This is a genomic window from Acrocarpospora macrocephala (assembly GCF_009687865.1).
GTDB lineage: Bacteria > Actinomycetota > Actinomycetes > Streptosporangiales > Streptosporangiaceae > Acrocarpospora > Acrocarpospora macrocephala.
Map to the genome: position 1 here is coordinate 76,438 of NZ_BLAE01000014.1, position 25,596 is coordinate 102,033.

Sequence of the window (25,596 nt, forward strand, 5' to 3'; positions counted from 1 at the left end):
GTTCTCCGCGGAATCGTTGGGTTCTGGGCGCTTGTCGCTGTTTTCGCCGTCGGAAGCGCCTCTCACCGGGAGCGGTCGATCGAGGGGGCCACGGGTCGAGTTGGGGGTGGGGATCGGATGGCGGTCCGAGATCGATCTCACCGTGGAGCGGCTGCCGGGGGTCGAGTTCGTTGAGGTGATCGCGGAGACGTTGCGGCCGGGGCGGCTTCCGGAGTCGTTGCGGGTGTTGCGGGAGCGTGGGGTGCCCGTGATTCCGCACGGGGTGGCGCTGGGGATCGGCGGCGCCGACAAGCCGGAAATTTCGCGACTTGAGCACTTGGCCGCTTGCGCGGAAGCCCTGGACGCGCCGCTGGTCAGCGAACATCTGGCCTTCGTCCGGGGCGACGGCATGGAGGCCGGTCACCTGCTCCCCGTTCCCCGGACCCGCGATGCGCTGACGGTCGTCGTCGAGAACATCAAGATCGCGCAAGCCGAGTTGCCCGTTCCATTCGCGCTGGAGAACGTCGCCGCCCTGTTCGGCTGGCCCGACGACGAGCTCACGGAGGCCGAATTCCTCGGCGAACTCGTCGAACGCACCGGCGTCAAGCTGCTCATCGACGTGGCCAACCTCTACACCAACGAGGTGAACCTGGGCTCCGACGCCAAAGCCGCCCTCGATCGCCTGCCTCTCACCGAACTGGCCTATGTCCACGTCGCCGGCGGACACTCCCACAACGGCGTCTGGCACGACACCCACACCGCCTCCGTCCCGGAACCCATTCTGGACGTCCTTACCGAACTCTGTAGCCGTGTCGACCCGCCAGGAGTCCTCCTGGAATGGGACGACGACTACCCAAGCGACGCCGCCCTCGCCCAAGAACTCACCCGCATCCGCACCGCGATGAGCCGAGCCTCCACCCACCCATGACCGACCCTCAACCTCACCCGGCACCTCCAACGAGCCCGGCAGATCCCACGACACCCCCAGCTGCTGCCGACCCTGCGGGTCCGATGGCCTCTGCGGATTCCGTGGCCTCTGCGGATTCCGTGGCCTCTGCGGGTTCGTCGGAGTTTGTGGGGCTGGTGGAGTTGGGCTCTGTGGGGCGGGTGGACTCTGCGGGGCTGGTGGACTCTGCCGGTTCGGCAGGTCCTGCGGGTTCGTTGGGCTCGGGGGACTTTGTGGGTTCGGCAGATCCTGCGGGTTCATTGGGCTCGGGGGACTCTGGGGGTTCGTTGGAGTTTGTGGGGCTGGTGGAGTTGGGCTCTGTGGGGCGGGCGGATTCTGCGGGGCGGGCGGATTCTGCGGGGCTGGTGGATTCTGCGGGGCTGGTGGACTCTGCCGGTTCGGCAGATCCTGGGGGGTCGCAGAACTCTGTTGATGTGGCTCGGGAGCGCCTGGCCGTGGCCGAAGGTCGATTGCTTGCGGCTCTGGTCGCCGGGGGTCCGGAACCTCCCGGCTTCGATGGTTCCCGCCTGAGGATTCAGGCACATAGCTTGATCGCCAAACGACGCGGTCTGGTGGCGACCGCTCTTCCCGCGCTGGCCTCCGCGCTCGGTGGGAACTTCGCCCGCGAGTTCTTCGACTACGCCAACGGCCGACCCAAACCGCCTGGCGGCTCCCGCGCCGACGCCCGAGCCTTCGCCGAATGGCTTCGCGCGGAAGGCCGCCTCCCCGAGCAACCCGACAGGACGGACAGCCCAAAGGCCGTCAAACCCTCGGGCATGGGAAGCCAGGCAATCGTTTGGGCTGGAGAGGAAGTCGCCCAGTCCCCGTGGTGGCGACGGTGGCGACAGCGTAAGCAGCCGAGCTGACCCACATCCGCAAGCAGCCCTTCAACTACGTGGTTTTCCCACCCACCCATCCCTTTGTTTCCCCTCGGGCTCCGCCCGCCCCCGCCAACACCGCGGTCACCGGAACGAAGCGGCAGCTTGATCCCCGTGGTTCTCCCACCCTGGTCTACCTCGGGACTCCGCACCGGCCGTCACCGTGGTTCTCCCACCCAGCCTTGCATGTGAACGACAGCCTCACCGTGGTCGCCGTCATCGGCCGCACCGGCAGATCCGGTGCCATCGTCGGATTCTCTTTCGGGCAGCTCCGACTCACCCCTGTTGATCGCCCTTTCGGCATGTCCATGTGTTGCATACGGGTGGCGGTCGATGGCCCGTGCACTGGACTGCTCCCGTCATCCTCGTGGCTGCCAACCCCCAGGACGGGACCGCCGCGTCAAGATCAGCGAAGCGAGGTAAGCCCCTGACTCCTCGGGCACGATCTGGACACGTGAGCAGCGAGGACGGCGGAGAACTTCACCGCATTCAACCGCGATACGCCTAGGGTGATGATCTAGCTGCGCTCGTGGGGTGCGAGGGTGTCCGGTCTGCCTGTAGGCGTGCGTCGTCCGCCTGAGGCGGGGCCGGGTGTGGAGGCGGGCACGCGGCTGGAGTCGGGCGCGACCTCCCGGGCCATGCCGGAGTCGGGTGCGACCTCCTGGGCGAGGCCGGGGTCGGGTGCGACGCAGGCGGAGTCAGGCGTGGTCGGGGCCTTGTGCAGCCTCAGCTCGCCGGTCGTCTCGTCGTAGGCGATGGCGTCGATGAACGTGCCGCCGATGCACTGACCCGAGGAGGAGCATGACCGGGATCAGAGGCGGCGCCTATATCGTCGGCGCCTACTTGTACCGGGGTTGGGTGCGACACCCCGGGCGGGGCTGGGGTGCCGCCGTCGCCGTCGAGGGCGTCGTTACCGCTGCCACCCCAGTGGATGTCGTCGCCGCTGGCGCCGTTCAGGTGGTCGTTGCCGGGGCCTCCGTTGAGGGTGTCCTTGCCCGCGTTGCCGTGACATCGGTGAGGGTTCGGGGACAGGATCGCGCCCCTGGCCAGGAGCGCTCGGACCAGCATCAAAACAGCCTGTCTCCATGGGTGGGAGAGTCGCCGCATTAATACATGTCGGGTTTGGGGGGATGTGCGGTGGATATCCTCTGGAGGTGGGAGGACTACGTTGTGTTGATGGTTCGTACCTGAGCGTTAATCCAGTCGTTTGCCGGGATAGCGCAGGCATCCCGTACGAGATCACCCTGGCGTTGTATCGCGACGGCGCGCCTTACGGGATGGTCGGAGAGAGGTGCGGGTGGTTGCTGGCGCGGCTGGCCAGAGGGGTGGCGGAAGCGCGGGAAGAGATGGGGGAGTGGGGGGATCCGGATGACCGATTCCCACGGGGTGAAGACGAGTTGTTCGCGTTCCGATATCGCGCGAGGACCGACATTGTGGGGCGTGGGGAGCTGCGGTGTCAGGTTCGGACGATTCCGGTGTGGGAGCCGCGAGGCGGCCGGGCGCGCGGGGAATGGCGGCTGACCAGGCGGGCGTTCGTGGAGGCGTGGGGGAGTCAGGGGGTCGGGCTGCGAGCGGTGCTCACGTCCGGTCAGCTCGGAGCCTTCCTCGACGGCCTAGTCGCCGAGGCAGAAGACCGACTTGGCACCTGTTTTGGGATGGAACGCAACAGCAACCTCATAAAGGGAGCGGGCACTATCGCGCGCCCCCGATAATTGCTTGACCCGGCTGTCTCGGAAGTCGGCCTGAGGCGGCGGCGACGAAACCTGGGGGCGCCATGGGCGTGCGCGATCTCGTATACCGCAATCTCCTGTACAAGGTGTACGAGCGCAGGCTGGAGCACAAGATTGCCAAAGCGGCGGCTCCGATCCCCCGGCATGTCGGCGTGATAGTGGACGGGAACCGTCGCTGGGCCAGGATGATGGGCCTGGAAGACGTCAACCGCGGCCACCAGAAAGGCGCGGACAAGATCTCCGAGCTGCTGGTGTGGTGCCGCGAGGCCGGAGTGGAGTACGTCACCCTCTGGCTACTCTCCACCGACAACCTCTCCCGCGACAAGGCCGAGCTGGAACCCCTGCTCCAGGTGATCGAGGGCCTGGTGGGCAATCTCGTCGAGCAGGGATGGCACGTCACTCCCATGGGATCGCTCGATTTGTTGCCCGATCACACGGCTCGTGTCCTGAAAGATGCCAAAGAAGTCACATCACACCGTCCCGGGCTGATTGTGAACGTTGCGGTTGGGTATGGAGGAAGACGTGAGATCGCTGATGCGGTGCGCTCTCTTCTCCAGGAGCACGCCAGCAAGGGCGCGAGTATCGAGGACCTTGTCGAGGTCCTCGATGTCGAGCACATCGCGGAGCATCTCTACACGCGTGGCCTGCCCGACCCGGATCTTGTCATCCGGACCTCGGGAGAGCAGCGACTGTCCGGATTCCTGCTCTGGCAGAGCGCCCACTCGGAGTTCTACTTCTGCGAGGCCTACTGGCCCGACTTTCGCAGAGTGGACTTCCTCCGGGCACTCCGGTCCTATGGCGCGCGTCACCGTAGGTACGGCTCCTGAAACGGCACGTGAACAGCCCCTATCGGACAGGATTGAAGCGTTGGCGGGCGGGGATTCAGGTCGTACCGTAAGAAGTAAGCAGCAGTGCTTACCTCGGGAGAGGGCCCATCCTTGCGTCTCAAAGACCTTGCGAGGAGGGCCGGTCCACGGTTCCGCCTCGGCGGGGTCCGGGCCCGGTCCGTTCACCACCAGTCAAGGCAGGGCGCCGCGCTTTGGCGCCCGGGGGAGAACGCGTGGCATTGTCCTCAGGCAACCCGTCCAAGTCCCGTCGCACGTACATCCTCGACACATCAGTGCTGCTCGCTGATCCAGCGGCGATGAGCCGCTTCGAAGAGCACGAGGTTGTACTCCCGATCGTCGTCATCACCGAGCTGGAGGCCAAGCGGCATCATCCCGAACTGGGGTACTTCGCCAGGCAGGCTCTGCGCTCACTCGACGACCTCCGGGTGCGGCACGGACGACTCGACGAGCCTATGCCCATCGGCGAGGGCACGATCAGGGTGGAGCTCAACCACAGTGACCCATCGGGGTTGCCGGCCGGGTTTCGGCTGGGCGACAACGACACCAGGATCCTGACCGTCGCGCAGAACCTCGCCAGCGAGGGCTTCGACGTGGTGCTGGTCTCCAAAGATCTGCCGATGCGGGTGAAGGCCGCGTCCATCGGCCTGGCCGCGGAGGAGTACCGGGCCGAGTTGGTGGCCACCACCGACAACGGCTGGACCGGAATGTCGGAACTCCAGGTGACGACGGAGGATGTCGAGGCGCTCTTCGAGAGCGGCACGGCAGACCTGGAGGAAGCGCGCGAGCTGCCCACCCACACCGGGCTGCGGCTGCTGTCCAGCAAGGGCTCGGCGCTCGGCCGGGTGCTGCCGGACAAGTCGGTCCGGCTGGTCCGCGGCGACCGCGAGGTGTTCGGCCTGCACGGTCGCTCGGCCGAGCAGCGCATCGCCCTCGACCTGCTGATGGACCCCGAGGTGGGCATCGTCTCGCTCGGCGGCCGGGCGGGCACCGGCAAGTCGGCGCTGGCCCTGTGCGCGGGCCTGGAGGCCGTGCTGGAGCGCCGCCAGCACCGCAAGGTGATCGTCTTCCGCCCGTTGTACGCGGTGGGTGGCCAGGACCTCGGCTACCTGCCGGGCACCGAGAACGAGAAGATGGGCCCCTGGGCGCAGGCGGTCTACGACACCCTGGGCGCGGTCACCACACCGGAGGTGATCGAGGAGGTGCTCGACCGCGGCATGCTGGAGGTGCTGCCGCTGACGCACATCCGCGGCCGGTCCCTGCACGACGCGTTCGTGATCGTGGACGAGGCCCAGTCGCTGGAGCGCGGCGTGCTGCTGACCGTGCTGTCCAGGATCGGGGCCAACTCCCGGGTGGTGCTCACCCACGACATCGCGCAGCGTGACAACCTGCGGGTGGGGCGGCACGACGGCGTGGTGGCGGTGGTCGAGAAGCTCAAGGGCCACCCGCTGTTCGCGCACGTCACGCTGACCCGCTCGGAGCGCTCGCCGATCGCGGCCCTCGTCACCGAGATGCTCGAAGACATCACGGTCTAACGGGGGAGCTGCCGGCCTTCTGCCGCGAGGTCCCAGAACTCGCGGCAGGTGTGCTCGCCGAGGGTTCTCGGCCCGCTCACGTCGGTGTGGGTGATCTTCACGGCCCAGATGTCCTGCCGCTGCCGCATGGCGGTGCAGGTCATCTGGGCCAGCGCCGTTCTGGTGATCTGCCCGCCGCCGGTGATGAACAGCGACAGCCGGAATCCGTCGGCGTTCTCCGGGTCGTTGCGTACGACACCGAAACGCGTCATCTGGCTGGACTGCCACTGCAGCCCGGCCAGGTCGGTGCTCAGCCCGTCGGTGGTCCTGGCGCCCGCCTGGAACAGGGCGCCCATGACGTCGTCCATGGAGTGCGAGGCCGCCGCGACCTTGAGCGGTTCGAGCCGGTTCTCGCGAAGCAGGTAAACCGTGGCGAAGGTGAATTTCGGGCTGATGACCGGCGGCATCCCGCCGTCCAGCACATCGGTCGGCCGCACCCCGCAGGCGGTGAGCAGGATCAGGGCGAGCAGCCAGAGCCTTCTCATGGGCGTGGCACCCAGAGCGTGAACTGCGTGCCGGGCTCGGCGAGCTTCACGGTGATCGTGCCCCGGTGCAGTTCGGCGTTGGCCTTGGCGATGGACAGCCCCAGGCCGCTGCCGTCGCTGCGGGTCCTGGTCACCCCGGCCTTGAAGAACCGGTCGAACACGTGCGGCAGGGCCTGGCGCGGGATGCCCTCGCCGTGGTCGCGCACCATCACCTCCAGGCCGCTGGGCAGCACCCGGGCGCTGATCAGCACCGGCGGCGCGCCGTGGCTGAGCGCGTTGCCCGCCAGGTTGGCCACGATCACGTCGAACCGCCGCGGGTCCAGCGAGTAGATCAGCCCCGGCGGCACGGTCAGCTTCACCTGGTCGCTCCACCCGCGCATCTCCAGGCAGTCGGCCAGCGCGTCGCCCACGTCCACATTCTCCCGGTGCAGTACGGCCGCGCCGGAGTCGAACCGGCTCACCTCGATCAGATGCTCCACCAGCACCCGCAGCCGGACGATCTCCTTCACCACCAGGTGCGTCGCTTGCCCGGCGTCCTCGGGCAGCTTGCCGGCCTCCTCGGTGAGCATGTCGGTGACCGCGATCATGGTGGTCAGCGGGGTGCGCAGCTCGTGCGACACGTCCGCCACGAACCGGCGCGACATGGCCTCGAGCCCGCGCAGCTCGGAGACGGTCTGCTCCAGCGCGGCGGCGGTCTCGTTGAAGGTGGCGGTCAGCTCGGCCAGCTCGTCCCGGCCGTGCACCGGCAGCCGGGTGTCGAGCTCGCCCGCGCCGAGCGCCCGGGCGGCCGCGCCGAGCCTGCGGATCGGGAGCAGCACCTGGCGGGCCGAGAGCAGGGCCAGGCTGAGCGCGATCACCAGGGTGAGCAGGCCGGCCTGGAGCAGCGCGTAGCGCAGGTTGGCGAGGACCCGCTCCTCGTTGCGCATCGAGACGAAGACGTACACCGACATGCCGGTGGAGCGGGTGGAGCCGGTGCCGGTGAGGCGTTCCACGTCGGTGCCGACCAGGAGCGTCGGCTCGCCGTTGATCATCAGGGTCTGGTAGGAGAGCCGGTTCCTGGCCTCGGCGCGGAGCTTGTCGGGGATGTCGTCGGGGCCGAGGGTGGCGCCGTCGCTGGTGCGGGGGACCTCCTGGCCGTACTCCAGGACGACCTGGCGGTCGGGCCCGCTCAGCGATTCCACCAGGCCGGCCAGGTCGTCGTCGGTGACCGAGGCGTCGTTGGGCCAGAGCAGGTCGCTGGTGCCGATCGGCAGGGTCATCCGGTCCAGCACGTCGCGGACGTCCTCGATCGCGCTGCTCTCGGCGCGGTGTAGCAGCTCACCGCGGACCAGCTGGTAGCCGATGCCCGCGACCATCACCGAGGCGGTCACCGCGACGATCGTGAACGTGACGACCAGCCTCTTCCGCAGACTCCTCACGGGGGGCTGAAGCGGTAGCCGAAGCCGCGGACCGTGTGGATGAAGATCGGCTCGGCCGGGACCGGCTCGATCTTGGCGCGGATGCGCTGCACGCACGCGTCCACCAGCCGGGAGTCGGCCACGTGGGTGTGGTCCCAGACCGCGCGCAGCAGGTAGCGCCGGTTGAGCACCTGCCCGGGGTGGCGGACCAGCTCCAGCAGCAGCCGCAGCTCGGTCGGGGTGAGGTGGATCTCGCGGGCGTGCAGGGTGACCTTCAGCGCGCCCCGGTCGATGACCAGGTCGCCGAAGGTGATGCGGTCGGTGGAGGCCGATTCGAGCCGCCGCAGCACCGCCCTGATCCGGGCGTCGAGCACCCGCGGCTCGACCGGTTTGACCACGTAGTCGTCGGCGCCCGCCTCCAGGCCGACCACCACGTCCAGGTCGTCGCCGCGCGCGGTGAGCAGGATGATCGGCAGCGAGTCCAGCTTCCTGATCCGGCGGCACACCTCGACGCCGTCGATTCCGGGCAGCATCACATCCAGGATCACGATCTCCGGCCGCCGGGCCCTGATGTGATCGAGCGCCTCTTCACCCGTCGCGTACCCGGTGACGGAATGCCCCTGCCGGGCCAGCGCGAGCTCGAGGCCGGTACGGACCGAGGGGTCGTCTTCGACCAGGAGGATGCCTGCCACTGAGTCATTATGAGGCCTCGTATGTACCGAAACCGTGACACCGGACGCACAGGATCCCAACGATCCCCCGGAAGGCTGGCCAGGGGGCCCTCCTTCGGTACGGGGGTCCGAGGGGCGGCCCCTCCAGCAACACGCACCACACGAGCACTGTGACCAAAATCACAATGACCAAGAAACCCCATGTAACCGGCGGTTAGGTCAAAGGAACACCAACTCACTTTCATGTATGGGTTGCGGACTACCCCCCGTCCCAGGGCAAGCTCATAGGTCGTGAGTCCAGGTCAGCAGTTATCGGATCGGTCGGCGCCAGCGCGCGCCCGGTCCCGACGCGCCCGGCGTCCGGAGCGTCCCGCCCGGCAGGATCGCCCCGATCTCCCGCCGCGCCGCCCGCGCCAACCCGTGCTGACCCCCAAGCGCATCGCCATCATGGCCGTCACCGTGGCGGTGATCGCGGGGGGCACCACCTGGCTGGTCAAGACCTCCATCTACAACAACAGCCTGGCGCCGCAGGTGATCGACCCGGCCGTGCTGGCCGGCGACTTCGAGAGCAGCCCCCAGCTCGACGCCCTGAAGGCGCACGCCGCCGCGGCGATCCAGAAGGAGAAGATCGAGGCCGACCGGGAGGGCCGCAAGCCCCTGGACCCGGCCAAGCGGCCGACGCAGGCCCCCGGCGGCGGCGGATTCCCGCCGATCGACTTCCCGACCGGCTCCAACCCCGACCCCGGCAGCAACAAGGCCCTCGGCAAGACCATGAACGAGGCCATGGGCTGGTCGGACGAGTGGGGCTGCCTGGAGAAGCTCTGGGACAAGGAAAGCGGCTGGAACGAGCGGGCGATGAACCGCTACAGCGGCGCGTACGGCATCCCGCAGTCGCTGCCCGGCAGCAAGATGGCCAGCGCCGGCAGCGACTGGCAGACCAACTCCGCCACCCAGATCAAGTGGGGCCTCGGTTACATCAAGAACCGGTACGGCTCGCCGTGCGGCGCGTGGGGACACTCCCAGCGGGTGGGCTGGTACTAGCGAAATCCAGGTCAGGGTTTCCTGATCCTTCGGCAAGGCGGATTCGCCCCCGCCGGTGAGCGGCGCACGCTTGCCGCATGGGTGTGAAGGTCAGCGTGGTGGTCTCGGTGTTCAATCCGGGGCCTTCGAACGACTCCTTCGACGCGTGCGTACGCTCGCTGCTGGAGTTGCCGCCGGACGAATATGAAGTGATCTTCGCGGACGACCAGTCCACGGACGGCACCGAGGCGCGCCTGGACGCGGTCGCCGCGGTCCGCCCCAACATCCGGGTGCTGCATCTGGAGCACAGCGGGTCGCCGCTCAAGGGGCGCAATTCGGGGCTCGCCGCCGCGCGCGGCGACTACGTGTTCTTCATGCACGCCCACGACCGGCTCGAACCCGGCTCGATGGTGAAGATGCACGCGAAGGCCGTGGAGACCGACGCCGACGTGCTGCTCGGGCGGCTGGCCCTGGACGGGCCGCCGCTGTCGGTGTTCAGCCGGAACCGGGATCGGGCGGATCTGCTCAAGGACCGGCTGCTGACCGTGCCGACCGCGCACAAGCTGTTCCGCCGCGACTTCCTGGAGGATCACCAGCTGCGCTTCGCCGAGCGGGCGCTGTCGGAGCACGCCTTCGTGCTGCACGCCTACCTGGCGGCGAAGGTGGTGGCGATCCTGGCCGAGCCGGTCTGCTGCCACGTGGCGCCGGGCGGGCCGGGGGAGCCGGAGGATCCGCGGGAGCTGGTCTCGGGGCTGCGGGCGCTGATGGACATCGTGGACGCGCAGACGCAGCCGGGGGCGCAGCGGGATCGGATCAACGCCTACCTGTTCCGGGTGCTGGCGCTGCGGCGGCTGGGCGGCGCGCGGTTCACCAGCGGCTCGCAGCCGCGGCGGACGGCCACGTTCACGCTGCTGCGCGAGCTGGCCGCCGATCGGTTCCCGGCGCGGCTGGATCCGTACCTGCCGGTCTACCAGCGGGCGCGGGTGGCGCTGCTGCGGGCCGGGCGGCAGGCGGAGCTGACCGATCTGGCCTGGGAGTCGAAGGGGACCCGGCTGCGGGCCCGGCTGTCGGACGTGCGCTGGGAATCGAGCGTGCTCACCCTGTCGCTGACGGTGGAGATCGTCCGGGCGAACGGCTCGCCGCTGTGGTTCCGGCAGGAGAACGGGCGGCTGCTGTGGACGCCGCCGGTGGCCATCGACGGGCTGCTCGATCCGGAGCTGGCCGATGTGACGGAGGCCGCGGCGAACGCGCGGATGGAGGTGTTCATCCGCAATCCGGACACCGGCGCCAGCTTCTTCCTCCCGGTGACCAGCGAGGTCGACCAGAAGGTCGTGGGCGAGCGGGTACGGCTGCGCGCGGTCGGCGCGGCCCGGCTGGACGTGGGCACGGCCGCGCTGGGCAATCCGGTCGATCCGGGGGTGTGGGAGGTGCACGTCCGGATGCGGGGCACCCATCCGGCGCGGAGCCGGGTCGGGCGGCCGGACTCGGGCATGAACGTGGCCGGGGTGCTGGCGGACTATCCCCGGCGGCTGGTGGTGCCGTGCTGGTCGGAGCTGGGGGAGCTGAGCGTGTGCGTGGAGCCGCGGTCATTCCCCGAGTCGATCGCGCTGGTGTCGCCGGGGGTGTCGGTGGCGCGGCGGGACGGGCACGTGTATGTGGCGATGCCGGTGCCGTACGTGCCGCCCAGCGGGGGGCCGATGGTGGAGCTGCTGCTGCGGCAGAAGGGCGGGCGGGGGCGGACGATCGTGGTTCCGGCGCTGGTGGAGCCGGGGGTGCCCGGGCGGCTGGCCGGGCAACTGGTCGCCAAGGTGCCCGTCCGGCGGTTGAGCGGGGCCGGGGTGCTCGGGCCGGGAACGTGGCGGCCGCGGTTGCGGATGGACGACAAGGTGGTCGAGCTGCGGTTCGGGCTCGAGGTCAGCCGGGCGGGGCAGGTGCGGGTGCTGCCTGTGGAGCCCGCCGCGAAGCCGTCCCTGTTCCGGCGGATCGCCCGGCGGTTGTCGAGGTCCTAGCGGGCGCTCCAGCCGCCGTCGAGGGGGATGGAGACGCCGGTGATGAACGAGCCCTGGGGGGAGCAGAGGTAGGCGACCATCTCGGCGACCTCCTCGGGCTCGATCAAGCGCTTGATCGCGGCGGGCTGGAGCATGATCTGCTCGACGACCTCGGCCGGGTCGATGCCGTGGCTCTCGGCCTGGGCGGCGATCTGGGCCTCCACCAGGGGCGTACGCACATAGGCCGGGCTCACGCAGGTGGAGGTCACGCCGAAGGACGCCCCTTCCAGGGCGATCACCTTGGACAGCCCTTCGAGCGCATGCTTCGCCGTCACGTACGCGGATTTATACGGCGAGGCCCGCAGGCCGTGCACCGACGAGATGTTGACCACCCGGCCCCAGCCCTGCTCCTTCATGTACGGCAACGCCGCCCGGACCAGCTGGAACGGCGCCTCCACCATGACCTTGAGGATCCGGGCGAACACCTCGAGCGGGAACTCCTCGATCGGCGCGACATGCTGGAACCCCGCGTTGTTCACGATGATGTCCGGAAATATCCGGACCTCGTCGGGGGGCGACGGCGCCGTCCAGTCCGCGCTCTCCTGGGCGTACGGGCTGCGCGCGACCTGATCGCGGATCGCCGCCATGAACCCGGGATCCGACAAATCCACGGTCACCGGAGTCCCACCCAGCTCGGCCGCCACCTTCTCGGCCGACTCGGCGTGCAGATCCACGACCACGACATGCGCCCCCGCCGCCGCCAGCCGCCGCGCACACGCCCGCCCGATGCCACTGCCCGCACCGGTGACCAGTGCGGTACGTCCCGCTAGATCCCCGTTCATACTCGTCATGCTCGCAGAATCTAGGCGGCGTTCCGGAGGCCGCCCATGGGGTTGGCCGACATACTCCCGTATCGCACTATGTGGATGGATAAGTCATCGACAGGACGTCCAGGGCCTGGTCCAGCTGGGCTTCGGTGAGAGCGCCGCCGGCCACGTGGCCGCGTTCGATGACGACCTGGCGGATGGTCTTGCGCTCGGCCAGGGCCTGTTTGGCGATCTTCGCGGCCTCCTCGTAGCCGAGGTAGCGGTTGAGGGGGGTGACGATCGCGGGGGAGGATTCCGCGTACTCCCGGAGGCGTTCGGCGTTGGCCGTGATGCCGGCGACGCAGCGGTCGGCGAGCAGGCGGGAGACGCTGGCCAATAGGCGGATCGACTCCAGGACGTTGCGGGCGATCACCGGGAGCATCACGTTGAGCTCGAACGCGCCGGACGCGCCGGCCAGGGTGACCGTGGTGTCGTTGCCGATCACCTGGGCGGCGACCATGGTGACGGCCTCGGGGATGACCGGGTTGACCTTGCCCGGCATGATCGACGAGCCGGGTTGCAGGTCGGGCAGGCTGATCTCGGCCAGCCCGGCGCGCGGCCCCGAGCCCATCCAGCGCAGATCGTTGGCGATCTTCATGAGCGACACCGCGACGACCTTCAGCGCGCCGGAGAGCTCGACCAGCCCGTCCTGCGAACCCTGCGCCTCGAAGTGGTTCCCGGCCTCGGTGAACGGCAGGCCGGTGGCCCCGGCGAGTTCGGCGATGACCTTTCCGGCCCAGGCCCGGTCGGGGGTGTTGATCCCGGTTCCGACCGCCGTGCCGCCGAGCGGGAGTTCGGCCACCCGGGGGATCGTGCCCAGCACGCGGTCGATGCCGTGCTCGATCTGCGACGCGTAGCCGCCGAACTCCTGGCCGAGTGTGACCGGGGTCGCGTCCATCAGGTGAGTGCGGCCGGATTTGACCACATCGGCGAATTCTGTGGACTTGGCGACTAGGGCGGTCGCCAGATGCTCCAGGGCGGGCGTGAGATCGTCTGTGAGGGCTTGGACGGCTGCTATGTGAATGGAGCTCGGGAAGACGTCGTTGGAGGACTGTGCGGCGTTAACGTGGTCGTTGGGGTGGACCGGGCGGCCCAGCCGTTCCTCGGCCAGGGTGGCGATCACCTCATTGGCGTTCATGTTGGACGAGGTGCCGGAACCGGTCTGGAACACATCCACGGGGAAGTGATCGTGCCACTGGCCTTCGGCCACCTCGTTTGCGGCCTCCCGGATCGCCTCTGCCATGTCTTGGTCGAGCAGGCCGTACTCGGAATTGACCGTGGCGCACGCGGCCTTGATGCGGCCTAGCGCCGCGATATGGACGGGTTCGAGACCCCGGCCGGAGATCGGGAAATTCTCCACCGCGCGCTGGGTCTGGGCCCGCCATTTGGCCTCGGAGGGCACCCGTACCTCGCCCATGGAGTCATGTTCGATCCGCGTCATGACTCCAGTATCAAGAACCTCCGGACGGCCTCTCCAAAGTGGGGGCGAAGGAGGCGAAGACCGCGTCCCGCTCGGGGGCGGACTTCTCCCATTCGGATTCGAGGGCCTGCCAGGAGATCGCGTACGTGGCTCCGCCGGGCACGGACACCCAGCGGCACAACACCCGGACGGTCTTGCCGCCGTCCTCGTAGGTGAACTCCCAGTCGGCGGTGTCGGTGCCGGAATACGGGCTCGGCTGGACCGGGGCGATCCTGATCAGCTGGTAGCCGGGATACTGACCGTCCTGCTCGCCCGCCGCCTCGACCGCCTGGATGGCCTCGACCAGGTCGGCCGGACGCTCGGGGACGACCTCCACGCGCATCCGGTTCAGGCCCTTGCCGAACGTGATGCCGTCCTCGTCACCCTTGGGCTCGGCGAAGCGGCTCGGGTAGTCGACGGTGAAGCCGTTGGAGTCCTCGTGATGCTTCAGGGCGGGGTCGGGATCGGCCGCCGAACTGCTGGGGGCGCCCTCCTCCGAACCGCTGGTCGTCCGTGCCGGGCGCTTCAGCTGGGTGGCGTCGTCGGCGCTCGCGCCGAGCGCGTTCATCGCGAACACCGCGATCGCGGCGGCCGCGATCACGGCCAGCGCGATCGCAATGATCAGCGCCGTCTTGCGGCCGTTGCGTCCCTTCTTGGCCGGAGGCCTGCCCTGCTGGGACTGCATAGCGAACAGGTCGGTGCCAAGGCCCTGCTGCGGCGGGGTCAGTCCCGCCGGGATGGGTACGGCCCGCGTCGCCGAATCCGGGCCGATCCCCAGCGGAGCCACCATCGGCGGCACCTGCGGCACCTCGCCCTGCGGATAACCCTGCTGCGGGTATTGCGGCTGCTGTTGCGGTACGGGCGGGGGCTGGCCGTACATGGGCATGGCCGGCGGACCCGGCTGGTACTCCGGCGGCGGAGCGTAGCCCGGGGACGGATGGGCGAAGGGCGGAGGGGCGGGCTGGTTCTGGAGAGGCGCGGGGCCCGGCGGCGGAGGCGGAGGCTGCTGCGGGCGCTGCGGAGCGCCGGGCAGCGGGAGCGAGCTCGGGGTGGCGTCGTTGTCGGGCGGGAAGACGCGCTTGCCCGGCAGCCGTCCCCCGACCGTCGTGTCCTCGGCGGACGACTTCTTGACGACGGTCGGCGTGTCGGCGGCGGGCATTTCCGCCACTTCCGGAAGGAGCGCTCCGCCAGGCGAACGGGCGATCACGACCGTGCGATCAGTTTCGTCCGACCCCGCACCCGGCACCGGCGCGGGTGGCGGCGGTGGTGGCGTGGGCGGTGGGCTCGCGGGCCGAGGCGCCTGCGGCGGTGGCATGGGCGGCGGGCTCGCGGGCCGGGAGGCCTGGGGCGGAGGCGGGGGAGCCGCGGGCCGCATCGGCGGAGCGACGGGCTCGCCCGGCAGGCGGACCGACGTCGGGGTGTCGGCGATCGTGCGCAGCATCACCGCCGCTCGGTCCGGGGTCAGCCGGAGCGTGTAGTCCTTCTCCAGCAGGCCCTCCAGCACCGGCCGCAGCGGCCCGGCATGCGTGGGCGGGTCGCAGCTCTCGGTCATCAGCGCGGTGAGCGTCTCGGCGACCGACCGCCGCTCGTACGCGGGACGGCCCTCCACCGCGTAGTACAGCGTCGCGCCCAGCGCCCACAGGTCGGACTCCGGCCCGGTGTGATCGCCCCTGGCGCGTTCCGGTGCCGTGTAACCGGGCGAACCGATCACCATCCCGGTCTGGGTGAGCGCGCTGTCGCCGATCGACTTGGCGATGCCGAAGTCGGTGAGCACCACCCGGCCGGTATCGGTGAGGATCACATTGCTGGGCTTGACGTCCCGGTGCAGGATGCCCTGGGCGTGCGCGGCCCGCAGCGCGCCGAGCAGATCGTGGCCGATCTCGGCCACCAGCCGGAGCGGCAGCGGCCCCTCCGCCTCGATGACCCCCTCCAGCGAGCGCCCCTCGACCAGCTCCATGATGATCCACGGCACGCCCTCGAACTCGATCGCGTCGTAGATCGTGGCCACCGAGGGATGGCGCACCCTGGCCGCGGTGCGGCCCTCACGGATCATGCGTTCTCGCAGCTCGTGGCGTTGCTCGGCGGTCAGACCCGAATCCTGCCTGATCTCCTTGACCGCGACGTCGCGCCCGAGCGAGCGATCGACGGCACGCCAGACGGTGCCCATGGTCCCGCGACCAAGGGGTGTGATCAACTCGTAGCGCTCAGCGAGCAGCCTGCTCTGCATGAGTAGAAAGATAGCGATTCTTCCTTGAGTATCGCTTTCTGATCACTTGCGAATTTTCAGCGGCCAAGCCGCCGGGGCCAGAACCGGCGGGGAAGCACCATCTTCAGGAAGTTGGAAAGGGCTCGCGAGAAAGGGCTCGGAGTCACCTCGTACTCCGCCGGTTTGCGGTGCACGCCCTCGCTCGGGCGGCGGCGCTGGGCGGGCACCGGCACGGCGGCGATCTCGCCGGTGTGCGGTTCGCGTGGGTAGACCGGCAGAGGAGACGGGCGCGGCGCGGGCCGGGGCAGCGGGCGCGCCTCGGCGCGGTGCTGCCCGCGATGTGGTGGTTTGCGGGTCGCCGACGGGAACACCGGCGGCGCGGACGGGCGAGGCGTGCGATGCGGGGTGATCGGCTCCTCGGCGGAGCCGCCCGCGGCCACCCGGGCCAGCATGAGGGCGGCCCGGACCGCGTCGAGGCGCGCCTCCGGGTCGATCTGCAGCAGCCCGCGCAGCACCGGGGCCAGCGGCCCTGCGCGCTCCATCGGGATCGGCGCGCCGCTGGTCAGGGCGGCCAGCGCGGCGGCAGCCGTACGGCGGCCGTGCAGGCCCCGGCCCTCGACGGCGGTGTACAGGGTGGCGCCGAGCGACCACAGGTCGGCGGCCGGGCTGGCCTTGTCGCCCAGCACCCGCTCCGGCGCGATGTATCCGGCCGAGCCGAGCACGATCCCGGCCTGGGTGATTGAGACGTCGCCCTCCAGCGCGGCCAGACCGAAGTCGGTCAGCACCGCCCGGTCCTCGGTGACCAGCACGTTGCTGGGCTTGACGTCCCGGTGCAGGATGCCCTTGGCGTGCACGGCGCGCAGCGCGCCCAGCACCTGGCGGCCGATCTCGGCCACCCGCTGCGGGTTCTGCGGGCCGCTGTTCTTGACCAGCTCCTCCAGGGACTCGGCCTTGAGTAACTCCATCACGATCCAGGGCCGGTCGTCCTCGGTGATGACGTCGAAGACCGTGATGACGGAGGGGTGGGCCACCATGGCGGTCGCCCGGCCCTCCCGTTCGGTCCTGGCGCACAGTTCGGCGCGCAGATCCTCGTCCAGGACCAGCGGCAGCCGCACCTCCTTGACCGCGACATCACGGTCAAGAAGCTCATCGCGGGCACGCCAGACGGTCCCCATGCCGCCGCGTCCCACCGGCTGGAGCAGCCGGTAACGCGCGGCTAACTGGTATCCGGACGGCGCGCGCATGGGTGGCAGCTTACCCATTTCGGTACACGTGCCTGTAGACACCTGGCCGAATAGTTGTCGAGATCTTCTGTCAAATCCGGTCAGGACGGTCGTTCAACGCCTGCCGATGGTCAACACCGGGCCTGTGGTGTCCTGGAAGAAGTCCTCACCCTTGTCGTCCACGACGATGAAGGCGGGGAAGTCGACGACCTCGATCCGCCAGACCGCCTCCATCCCAAGTTCCGGATATTCCAGGACTTCGACCTTCTTGATGCAGTCCTGCGCGAGGCGGGCGGCCGGGCCGCCGATCGAACCCAGGTAGAAGCCGCCGAACTTCTGGCACGCCTCGGTGACCTGCTTGGAGCGGTTGCCCTTGGCCAGCATGACCATCGATCCCCCGGCCGCCTGGAAGCGCTCCACGTAGGAGTCCATCCGGCCGGCGGTGGTGGGGCCGAAGGAGCCGGAGGCGTACCCTTCGGGGGTTTTGGCGGGTCCGGCGTAGTAGACGGCGTGATCCTTGAGGTACTGCGGCATCTCGCCGCCCGCGTCCAGCAGGTCGGCGATCTTGGCGTGCGCGATGTCGCGGGCCACGACCAGCGGGCCGGTCAGGCTGAGGCGGGTCTTGACTGGGTACTTGGTGAGCTCGGCTCGGATTTCGGACATGGGTCGGTTGAGATTGATGCTGACCACGTCGTCGGAGAGGTGCTCGTCGGTGGTATCGGGCAGGAAACGCGCCGGGTCGGTCTCCAGCTGCTCCAAGAACACGCCCGCCGGGGTGATCTTCGCCAGGGCCTGGCGGTCGGCGGAGCAGGAGACCGCGATCGCCACCGGGCAGGACGCGCCGTGCCGGGGCAGGCGGATCACCCGGACGTCGTGGCAGAAGTACTTGCCGCCGAACTGGGCGCCGATGCCGAGCTTCTGGGTGAGCTCGAAGACCTTCTTCTCCATCTCCAGGTCGCGGAAGCCGTGCCCGGCCGGGGATCCTTCGGTGGGGATGCTGTCCAGGTAGCGGGCGCTCGCGTACTTCGCGGTCTTCAGCGCGTGCTCGGCGCTGGTGCCGCCGACCACGACCGCCAGGTGGTACGGCGGGCACGCGGCCGTGCCGAGCGAGCGGATCTTCTCCTCCAGGAACTGGAGCATGCGCTTCTCGTTGAGGACGGCCTTGGTCTCCTGGTAGAGGAAGGACTTGTTGGCGGAGCCGCCGCCCTTGGCCATGAACAGGAGTTTGTAGGTGTCGTCGCCCTCGGCGTACAACTCGATCTGGGCGGGGAGGTTGGAGCCGGTGTTCTTCTCCTCCCACATGGTCAGCGGGGCCATCTGGGAGTAGCGCAGGTTGAGCTTGGTGTAGGCGTCGTAGACGCCGCGCGAGATGTGCTCGGCGTCGCGGCCGTCGGTGAGCACGTGGCGGCCGCGTTTGCCCATGACGATCGCGGTGCCGGTGTCCTGGCACATGGGGAGCACGCCGCCGGCCGAGATGGAGGCGTTCTTGAGCAGGTCAAGCGCGACGAAACGGTCGTTGCCGCTCGATTCGGGGTCTTCGATGATCTTGCGGAGCTGGGCGAGGTGGGACGCCCGGAGGTAATGGGAAATATCGTGAATCGCGGTTTCGGTGAGCAGCCGGAGCGCCTCCGGGTCGACCTCCAGGAACCGGCGCCCCGCCCCCTCGACGACCCGCACCCCCTCTGCGGTGATCAGACGGTATTCGGTCTCGTCCGCGCCCAGCGGCAGCAGGTCGGTATAGTCGAACTCGGGCATCGTCCTTGATCCTCCGTGCGGGGTGTCCACTCGCCGTTCACTGTACGACGCCTCGCTCCGGCCGCAGGCCGAGGAGTATCCCGACGATCACGAGGGCCGCTCCCGCGAGGTCCGCGACGGACGGCACGCCAAGGCCGAGTACGACTCCCGTGCCGATCGCGCCAACCGGGATCATCCCGGCGAACAATCCCGCCTTTCCCGGGCCGAGCCGGGGCAACGCGCTGTACCAGAGGAAGAACGCGACCGTTGTCACGATGAGTGCCAGATATCCCAGTCCGAGCGCTTCCGCGAGCGTCGGAACTCGCAGGATCCCCGTCCCGTCGAAGACCACCCCGAGCACGAGCAGCGACGGCACGGCCAGCGCCGCCGAATACGCCGACACCCTGATCGCCCCCAACTTCGGCAACAGCGGCAACGCCAGCAACGAGAAGCACACCTCACAGGCGAGCGCGCCCAACGCCCACAGCAGCGCGGCCGGGGTCCCCGATCCAAGCCCGGTCGCGAGCGTGGCCCCCGCCACCACCACGGCGGCGGCGATCAGGATCCGCCTGGACGGCGGCGTCGGCTTGGCCCGGCTCAGCATGGCCGGGATCGGCGCACACAAGGCCAGTGCCAGCGGCACGGTCCCAAGAACGGTCCCGACCAGGGCAGGACCCGCATGCCGAGCTGACTCGATCACGCAAATATTGAAGATCACAAGCCCGGTGAGCGAGAGCAACACAAGCAGCACCCGATCCCGCGAAGTCAACCGCTCAGCCCGGAACCGCCTTGCGTCCATGGCCTGAGCCACCACGAACAGGACCACGGCGGCGACCGCGTAGCGGACGGCCTGGCCGCCGTAGAGCGGGTAGTTCTGGATCACGTCGGAGACGGCCGCGAGGGTGCCCACCATGAACATCGCGCCCGTGGCCATGGCGACGGCCTGGAGGTCTAGGGCGTGGGCTGTCTTGATATCCGTGGTCATGTCGCACGATGCTAGGGATGTAATGGTTCTCGCTAGGAGTCCAATTATGTGCGGGAATTGAGGACCAATTGGCTGATCTTCATGTGGAGATCGATCGGGAGGCCGGGGGGATCGCGGGGCAGATCGCGCGGGAGTTGCGGGAATCGGTGCGGTGTGGGCGGCTTGATCCGGGTGCTCGGCTGCCGGCGAGCCGGGATCTGGCGAGGGATCTCGGGGTTTCGCGGGGGGTGGTGGTCGAGGCGTACGAGCAGTTGGTCGCGGAGGGGTTTCTGGAGTCGCGGATCGGGGCTGGGACGCGGGTGGCGGTGACGGCGGGGCGTTCCGAGCGGGAGCCTTCGGTCATTCCGCCGGAGGCGTCCTTTGCGCATCGGCCGACATCTCCGGATTTGGGGGCGTTTCCGCGGCGGGCCTGGTCGGCAGCGTTGCGGCAGGTGCTGGCCACGTTGCCGAACGATGGGCTGGATTACGGGGATCCGGGTGGGGTGCTGGAGTTGCGGGTGGAACTGGCCGCCTACCTCCGGCGGGTACGCGCCGCCGACGTGACGCCCGGCGACATCGTGATCGTCACCGGGGTCGCGCAGGGGCTCAGCCTGCTGGTGACCGTGCTCGCCCAGGCGAAGGGCCGCCCGATCGTGCTGGCCACGGAATCGCCCACGAGCGCCCGCCAGGAGCCGCTGCTCAGGCGCGCCGGAGCCGACCTCGTCGGGGTGCCGGTCGACGACGAGGGCGTGGATGTGCAAGCGCTCACGCGTACCGGGGCTGAGGCCGTGCTGGTCACGCCCGCGCACCACTACCCGACAGGCGTGGTTCTGTCCCCGCGCCGCAGGGCCGAACTCGTCGCCTGGGCCGCCGCGACCGGAGCGACGATCATGGAAGACGACTACGACGCCGAGTTCCGCTTCGACCGCGACCCCGTCGGCTGCCTGCAGGGCCTCGCCCCCGGCCACGTCGTCTTCGCGGGCAGCGTCAGCAAGGCCCTCGCCCCGGGCCTGCGCCTCGGCTGGCTCGCCGCTCCACCCGCCCTGGCCCGCGCGGTACGGCTAGCGCGCGCCGAACTCGACCTCGGCTCCCCGGTGATCGACCAGCACACGCTCGCGCATTTCATCAGATCAGGCGGATACGAGCGACATCTCCGCCGCATGCGCCGCGAATACCGCACCCGCCGCGACGCCCTCGTCCAAGCCCTCGCCGAACACTTCCCTGACATCCGGGTTCGCGGCATCTCGGCAGGTCTGCACCTCTACGCCGAACTCGACGACCCCGCCATCTTCGCCCGCTCCGCACAGGCGCACGGCCTCGCCGCCGAAGTCGCGGGCGACGGGTTGGCGATCGGGTTCGCGCGGCTGCCGGAGCATCGGATCGCGGCAGCCGTTCGGGCTATCGCCCAGAAGGGCGGACCATGGCATGCGAGGGCCGATCAGGCGGGCTATGGCACAGGCTGATCGGGTGGGCTATCAGAGGGGAGGGCTGACCGGGCGCCCATCGAACCCCCGGGCCAGGACGATGATCGCGGCGGCCAGCACCAGCGGGGCGACGAACGCGATCCGCAGGTCGGCGGCGTCCGCGATGCCGCCCACCAGGGCCGCGCCGACGATGAACCCGACGTAGTTGAACATGTTGACCCGGGCGATGGCGATTCCCGTACCCGCCGGATCCAGGCGGCCCGCCGCGGAGAAGGACTGCGGGGCGATCACCGACAGACCCACTCCGGTGAGGGCGAAACCGGCGATCGCCAGGGACTCACTGGGAGCGGCGACGATCGCCAGGAAGCCCAGCGTGGCCACCACCGCGCCGGTCCGGACGATCGCGACCGGCCCGAATCGGCGCACCGCGACATCCCCGCCGACCCGGACCAGGAACGTCGTCGCCTGGTACGCGCCCAGCGCCCACGGCACCAGCCACGCCTCCGACAGCATGATCTTGTCGAAGTAGACCGAGCCGAAATTGGAGATCGAAGAGTCGCCGACGTACAGGAAGGCCATCGCGAGGCAGAGCGGCAGGATCGGAGCCCACGGGAAGCGGCCGACGGCCCGGGTGGTGGATTCGACGTGTTCTTCCGCTGGGGTGCAGAGCCAGTGGGACGCGATCAGGGAGATGGCGATGCCGGGGACCATGGCGATGGTGAAGGTCGGGCCGAGCGTGAGGCCTTCGGCGGCCAGGGACGCCCAACCGGCGCCGATCACGGCGGCGGCGCTCCAGAGGGCGTGGAAGCTGGTCATCACCGGGCGGGCGTACCGGCGTTCGACCGCCGTGCCCTGCATGTTCATGCCGGCGTCGACGCCGCCGAGGCCGATTCCGAACAGGACCAGGGCGCCGATCAGGAGGGGGACGTTCGCCGCGAATCCGCACAACACCACGGCTACGCAGGCCAAGGGTTGGACCGCGCGGAGGATCTGGCGGCTGCCGTACCGGGCGGCGAGGGCACCCGCGAGCACGCTGCCGACGCCCGCGATCACGGGGACCACGAGCAGGAGCAGGGTCAGTTCGCCCTCGCTGAGGCGGTGCTTCTCCTGGAGGGCCGCGACCTGAGTGAGGAGCGTGGCGAAGGTGAGACCTTGGACGAAGAAGACGGCGAAGGTGGCGAGCCGTGCCTGCCGGTCTCGTGGGGAGGGGGCCACGATGCCTCCGTTAGAACATGAGGGGCATTCAAGATTCCGTCAGGCTAGGGGTGCCGGAGACGGTGGTCAACGGGTGTGCTAGACCTTCGGGTCAGCGCTTAGGCTCAGGACGTGAGCAGTGAGTTCCGCGATTTCCGCGACTGGATCGCCGCCTGGGTGGCACCCCGCGACACCAGCGGCCCCCGGCCTCAGGACCTGCGCGCCTCCGACGCCGACCGGGAGCGAGTGATCATGGCGCTCACCGACGCGGTCTCCGACGGCAGGCTCTCGCCCGTCGAGCACGAAGAGCGCGTCGAGGCGGCCTACCGGGCCCAGACGCTGGGCGGGCTCGCCGAGCTCACCCGCGACCTGCTGCCGCCCGAAGACCAGCCCATCGTCATGCACGACCGCCCGGTCATGGCCTTGTTCCGCACCGAGAACCGGGGCGGACGCTGGGTCGTCCCCGCCAAGATCCCGGTCACCTCGTTCGGCGGCAAGGTCAACATCGACCTCCGCGACGCCCTCCTGGCCTCCCACCGCGTGGTCGTCCAACTCGCCGTCATGGCCGGCACCGTCACCCTCCTCGTCCCCGACGGCGTCCTCGTCACCCCCGCCCCCGGCGCCCGCGTCCGCTCCTTCAAAAACGAAACCCGCCCTCCGGACTCCCCTTCCCCACCGGTCATCGAACTCGCCGGTTTCGTGTACGGCGGCAGGGTCATCGCCCGCTGCCCCAAACCCCCCAAACGAGGCTTCTTCCGCCGCTGATTCCCTGGCAACTACCGCGAGGGCGGGGGTGGGCGGAGCCCGAGAGGTGGGTGGGTGGAGCTCCACGGCAACACCCAGCACCCGCTGCCGTTCTTGGCGCGGTATAGCGAGAACCACCACCGCCGCGAACAGTGCCGGATAACGGTGAGCCCGGCGGGCTGCGTCTCCGTTGGTGTCTTTAGAGGGCGGTGTCGAAGTTGATGGCGCTGTAGGCGCCGAGTTTCCAGAGTTGGTGTTCGCTTTCGATCTTGCGGATGGTGCCGGAGCGGCCGCGCATGACGAGCGAGTGGGTGACGGCCGCGCCGCCTCGGTAGCGTACGCCGCCCATGAGCTCGCCGTCGGTGATGCCGGTCGCGGCGAAGAACACGTCGTCGGAGCTGACCAGGTCATCGGTGAGCAGGACCTGGTCGAGGTCGAGCCCGGCGTCCAGGGCGCGGCGGCGCTCGGCGTCGTCCTGGGGCCAGAGCTTGCCCTGGATGACCCCGCCCAGGCACTTCATCGCACACGCCGCGACCGTGCCCTCGGGGGTGCCGCCGATGCCGAGCAGCAGGTCCACGCCGGTGCCCGCGCGGGCCGCCATGATCGCCCCGGCCACGTCGCCGTCGGTGATGAACTTGATCCTGGCCCCGGTCTCCCTGATCTCCTTCACGATCTGGTCGTGCCGGGGTCGATCCAGGATGACCACTGTCACATCCGATGGTTTGCCGCCCTTCGCCCGGGCGACCGCGCCGATGTTGTGCGCCACCGGAGCGTTGATGTCCACGGAGTCGGCCGCTTCCGGGCCGGTGACCAGTTTCTCCATGTAGAAGACGGCCGACGAGTCGTACATCGAGCCGCGCGGGCTGACCGCGATCACCGAGATGGCGTTGTTCATGCCCAGCGCGCACAGCCGGGTGCCGTCGATCGGATCCACGGCCACATCACACTCCGGCCCGGTTCCGACCCCGACCTCCTCCCCGTTGAACAGCATGGGCGCGTTGTCCTTCTCACCCTCGCCGATCACGACGACCCCGCGCATCGACACCGTGTTGATCAGCTGGCGCATGCTGTTGACCGCCGCGCCATCCGCTCCGATCTTGTCTCCGCGCCCCACCCACCGGGCGCTGGCCATGGCCGCCGCCTCGGTAACGCGTACGAGTTCCAACGCCAGGTTCCGGTCTGGCACATGCTCCCCAGTCGCCAGCACACCGGGGACAGCCGTCTGATCAGCCATGATCGAACTCCTTCACATGGTGCTTCCCTACCCAGCAGCGACACAATCGATCGTAATTGCCGCCCTCCAGCCGACCACGACCGGCTTCCCCACACGCCCTCAAGGGTTCAGCGAGGCGCTCTGGAGGGTGATCAAGGTGGGGGGCTGGACTGAGATCCATCAGCTGAGCCGGGGCGCGCGAATGCCGGTCAAGGCGATCGTCCAGCGCTTCCACGAAGGCTTCGCGGGGCTTCCGCGAGCTTCCTGAGGTTTCCGCCTTATGGTCCGCTTCGCGGGCTTCTGCTTCAGGGCTTGTGCTTCACGGGCGTCCGTGGGGCTTTCCGGAGCGATAGTTGGGTCTTCCCAAAGGGCTGTGCGGGCCGTCTAGAGCGAAGGTTCGGTCTCGTGGAGTGACGGTGGAGGATAATCTCGCCACCATGAGCAGCGACACGAGCGCCACCGAACGATCGGTCACCGTGCGCACGTCCGAGCGCGGCGCCGCCACCCGCGGCGCGCTCCTCGACGCCGCCAGGGAGATCTTCATCACCAGCGGCTTCGCCGACGCCGGAGTGACCGACGTGGTGCAGCGAGCCGGAGCCAGTGTCGGCAGCCTCTATCATCACTTCTCCGGCAAGGCCGACCTCTATCGGGCGCTCTTCGAAGACTTCCAAACCCGGCAGACAAACCGCACCAAACAGGCTGTCCAGCTCGCCCGGCTCTCCGGGGAGTCCGACCCCATGCCGCTGTTCCTCGCCGGAGCCCGCGCCTACCTCGACGGCTGCCTGGCCGAACGCGACCTCGCCGCCCTCTTCCTCCGGGGCGACGGCCCTCCCGGCTTCGAGGTCATCATGCGCGACCGCCTCCGCCAGTGGGCCCGCCGCAACGCCACCCTCTTCGAGAACGAGGACGCCCTCGTCGTCGTCATCACCGGCGCCCTCGCCGCCGTCGTCCAGGAACTCACCCTCTCCGACGACCTCGAAGCCGCCAGCCGGATGGCCGAAGACGCCCTCCTCATCATCAGCCGAATCCGCCCCCACTGACCCCGCCCGGTAGTCT

General features: G+C 69.3%; 22 protein-coding genes. 10 read left to right on the forward strand and 12 right to left on the reverse strand.

The window, feature by feature from the left end:
- Positions 1-106 precede the first annotated feature (106 nt).
- The 3 genes from Amac_RS13880 to Amac_RS54860 all read left to right on the forward strand — a co-directional run bounded on the left by Amac_RS13880 (position 107) and on the right by Amac_RS54860 (position 2,555).
- Positions 107-907, forward strand: a complete 801-nt coding sequence (locus Amac_RS13880; RefSeq protein WP_246268316.1) for an MbnB/TglH/ChrH family RiPP precursor modification enzyme — start codon at positions 107-109, stop codon at positions 905-907.
- Positions 908-990: 83 nt separating this feature from the next.
- Positions 991-1,791 (forward strand): SCO6045 C-terminal-like domain-containing protein, encoded by an 801-nt coding sequence (locus Amac_RS58475; protein WP_486303477.1) that lies wholly within the window; start codon positions 991-993, stop codon positions 1,789-1,791.
- Between the two features lie 575 nt (positions 1,792-2,366).
- Positions 2,367-2,555 carry a hypothetical protein gene (locus tag Amac_RS54860; protein WP_218041069.1) on the forward strand — a complete coding sequence of 63 codons (189 nt, stop codon included), beginning with the start codon at positions 2,367-2,369 and terminating at the stop codon, positions 2,553-2,555.
- Here Amac_RS54860 and Amac_RS57895 read toward each other — a convergent pair.
- Positions 2,530-2,910, reverse strand: coding sequence for a hypothetical protein (locus Amac_RS57895; protein ID WP_170322474.1), 381 nt, complete (start codon positions 2,908-2,910; stop codon positions 2,530-2,532). The two genes, Amac_RS54860 and Amac_RS57895, sit on opposite strands and share 26 nt — an antisense overlap.
- Positions 2,911-3,577: 667 nt before the next feature.
- Here Amac_RS57895 and Amac_RS13895 point away from each other — a divergent pair.
- Both Amac_RS13895 and phoH2 read left to right on the forward strand, forming a co-directional pair.
- Complete coding sequence (locus Amac_RS13895; protein ID WP_155347068.1) at positions 3,578-4,360, forward strand: isoprenyl transferase; 783 nt, start codon at positions 3,578-3,580, stop codon at positions 4,358-4,360.
- 278 nt (positions 4,361-4,638) lie between these two features.
- Positions 4,639-5,913, forward strand: coding sequence for an RNA 5'-3' helicase PhoH2 (phoH2, locus tag Amac_RS13900; protein ID WP_218041065.1), 1,275 nt, complete (start codon positions 4,639-4,641; stop codon positions 5,911-5,913).
- Here the strand turns inward: phoH2 and Amac_RS13905 are convergent.
- From Amac_RS13905 to Amac_RS13915, 3 genes are read right to left on the reverse strand one after another with little or no spacing between them, the layout of a single operon-like run.
- Positions 5,910-6,437: a hypothetical protein gene (locus Amac_RS13905; protein WP_155354784.1), complete on the reverse strand. Its 528-nt coding sequence runs from the start codon at positions 6,435-6,437 to the stop codon at positions 5,910-5,912. The two genes, phoH2 and Amac_RS13905, sit on opposite strands and share 4 nt — an antisense overlap.
- A complete protein-coding gene (locus Amac_RS13910; protein WP_246268319.1) occupies positions 6,434-7,855 on the reverse strand; it encodes an ATP-binding protein in 1,422 nt (473 codons plus the stop codon). The genes Amac_RS13905 and Amac_RS13910 overlap by 4 nt, the downstream gene beginning before the upstream one ends.
- Positions 7,852-8,526 (reverse strand): response regulator, encoded by a 675-nt coding sequence (locus Amac_RS13915; RefSeq protein ID WP_155354785.1) that lies wholly within the window; start codon positions 8,524-8,526, stop codon positions 7,852-7,854. Before Amac_RS13915 ends, Amac_RS13910 begins: the two co-directional genes overlap by 4 nt.
- 399 nt (positions 8,527-8,925) lie before the next feature.
- Here Amac_RS13915 and Amac_RS13920 point away from each other — a divergent pair, with 399 nt between their 5' ends.
- Complete coding sequence (locus Amac_RS13920; protein ID WP_246268320.1) at positions 8,926-9,546, forward strand: aggregation-promoting factor C-terminal-like domain-containing protein; 621 nt, start codon at positions 8,926-8,928, stop codon at positions 9,544-9,546.
- A gap of 77 nt (positions 9,547-9,623) precedes the next feature.
- Positions 9,624-11,534, forward strand: a complete 1,911-nt coding sequence (locus tag Amac_RS13925) for a glycosyltransferase family 2 protein (RefSeq protein ID WP_155354787.1) — start codon at positions 9,624-9,626, stop codon at positions 11,532-11,534.
- On the opposite strand, the gene Amac_RS13930 is transcribed toward Amac_RS13925, so the two are convergent.
- From Amac_RS13930 to Amac_RS13955, 6 genes are all read right to left on the reverse strand, one after another.
- Positions 11,531-12,355: a 3-hydroxybutyrate dehydrogenase gene (locus Amac_RS13930; protein WP_155347134.1), complete on the reverse strand. Its 825-nt coding sequence runs from the start codon at positions 12,353-12,355 to the stop codon at positions 11,531-11,533. The two genes, Amac_RS13925 and Amac_RS13930, sit on opposite strands and share 4 nt — an antisense overlap.
- Before the next feature lie 76 nt (positions 12,356-12,431).
- The gene (locus tag Amac_RS13935; RefSeq protein ID WP_155354788.1) at positions 12,432-13,820 is read right to left on the reverse strand and encodes a class II fumarate hydratase; all 1,389 of its coding nucleotides are present in this window, start codon (positions 13,818-13,820) and stop codon (positions 12,432-12,434) included.
- A 10-nt stretch (positions 13,821-13,830) separates the two neighbouring features.
- Positions 13,831-16,065 carry a serine/threonine-protein kinase gene (locus Amac_RS57305; RefSeq protein ID WP_155354789.1) on the reverse strand — a complete coding sequence of 745 codons (2,235 nt, stop codon included), beginning with the start codon at positions 16,063-16,065 and terminating at the stop codon, positions 13,831-13,833.
- 56 nt (positions 16,066-16,121) lie between these two features.
- Positions 16,122-17,288 carry a serine/threonine-protein kinase gene (locus Amac_RS13945; protein ID WP_155354790.1) on the reverse strand — a complete coding sequence of 389 codons (1,167 nt, stop codon included), beginning with the start codon at positions 17,286-17,288 and terminating at the stop codon, positions 16,122-16,124.
- A gap of 93 nt (positions 17,289-17,381) precedes the next feature.
- Positions 17,382-19,022: a fumarate hydratase gene (locus tag Amac_RS13950; RefSeq protein ID WP_155354791.1), complete on the reverse strand. Its 1,641-nt coding sequence runs from the start codon at positions 19,020-19,022 to the stop codon at positions 17,382-17,384.
- A 37-nt stretch (positions 19,023-19,059) separates the two neighbouring features.
- A complete protein-coding gene (locus Amac_RS13955) occupies positions 19,060-19,986 on the reverse strand; it encodes an EamA family transporter (protein ID WP_246268321.1) in 927 nt (308 codons plus the stop codon).
- A gap of 68 nt (positions 19,987-20,054) precedes the next feature.
- On the opposite strand from Amac_RS13955, the gene pdxR reads away from it, so the two are divergent.
- A complete protein-coding gene (pdxR, locus tag Amac_RS13960) occupies positions 20,055-21,428 on the forward strand; it encodes a MocR-like pyridoxine biosynthesis transcription factor PdxR (protein ID WP_155354792.1) in 1,374 nt (457 codons plus the stop codon).
- 12 nt (positions 21,429-21,440) lie between these two features.
- On the opposite strand, the gene Amac_RS13965 is transcribed toward pdxR, so the two are convergent.
- Positions 21,441-22,604 (reverse strand): MFS transporter, encoded by a 1,164-nt coding sequence (locus Amac_RS13965; RefSeq protein WP_155354793.1) that lies wholly within the window; start codon positions 22,602-22,604, stop codon positions 21,441-21,443.
- Positions 22,605-22,715: 111 nt separating this feature from the next.
- On the opposite strand from Amac_RS13965, the gene Amac_RS13970 reads away from it, so the two are divergent.
- Complete coding sequence (locus Amac_RS13970; RefSeq protein WP_246268322.1) at positions 22,716-23,348, forward strand: DUF1707 SHOCT-like domain-containing protein; 633 nt, start codon at positions 22,716-22,718, stop codon at positions 23,346-23,348.
- Positions 23,349-23,526: 178 nt separating this feature from the next.
- Here the strand turns inward: Amac_RS13970 and glpX are convergent, their stop codons facing one another.
- Positions 23,527-24,561 carry a class II fructose-bisphosphatase gene (gene glpX, locus Amac_RS13975; protein ID WP_155354794.1) on the reverse strand — a complete coding sequence of 345 codons (1,035 nt, stop codon included), beginning with the start codon at positions 24,559-24,561 and terminating at the stop codon, positions 23,527-23,529.
- Between the two features lie 416 nt (positions 24,562-24,977).
- Here glpX and Amac_RS13980 point away from each other — a divergent pair, with 416 nt between their 5' ends.
- Entirely contained in the window at positions 24,978-25,580 is a 603-nt protein-coding gene (locus tag Amac_RS13980; RefSeq protein ID WP_155347081.1) for a TetR/AcrR family transcriptional regulator, read from the forward strand.
- Positions 25,581-25,596: the final 16 nt, after the last annotated feature.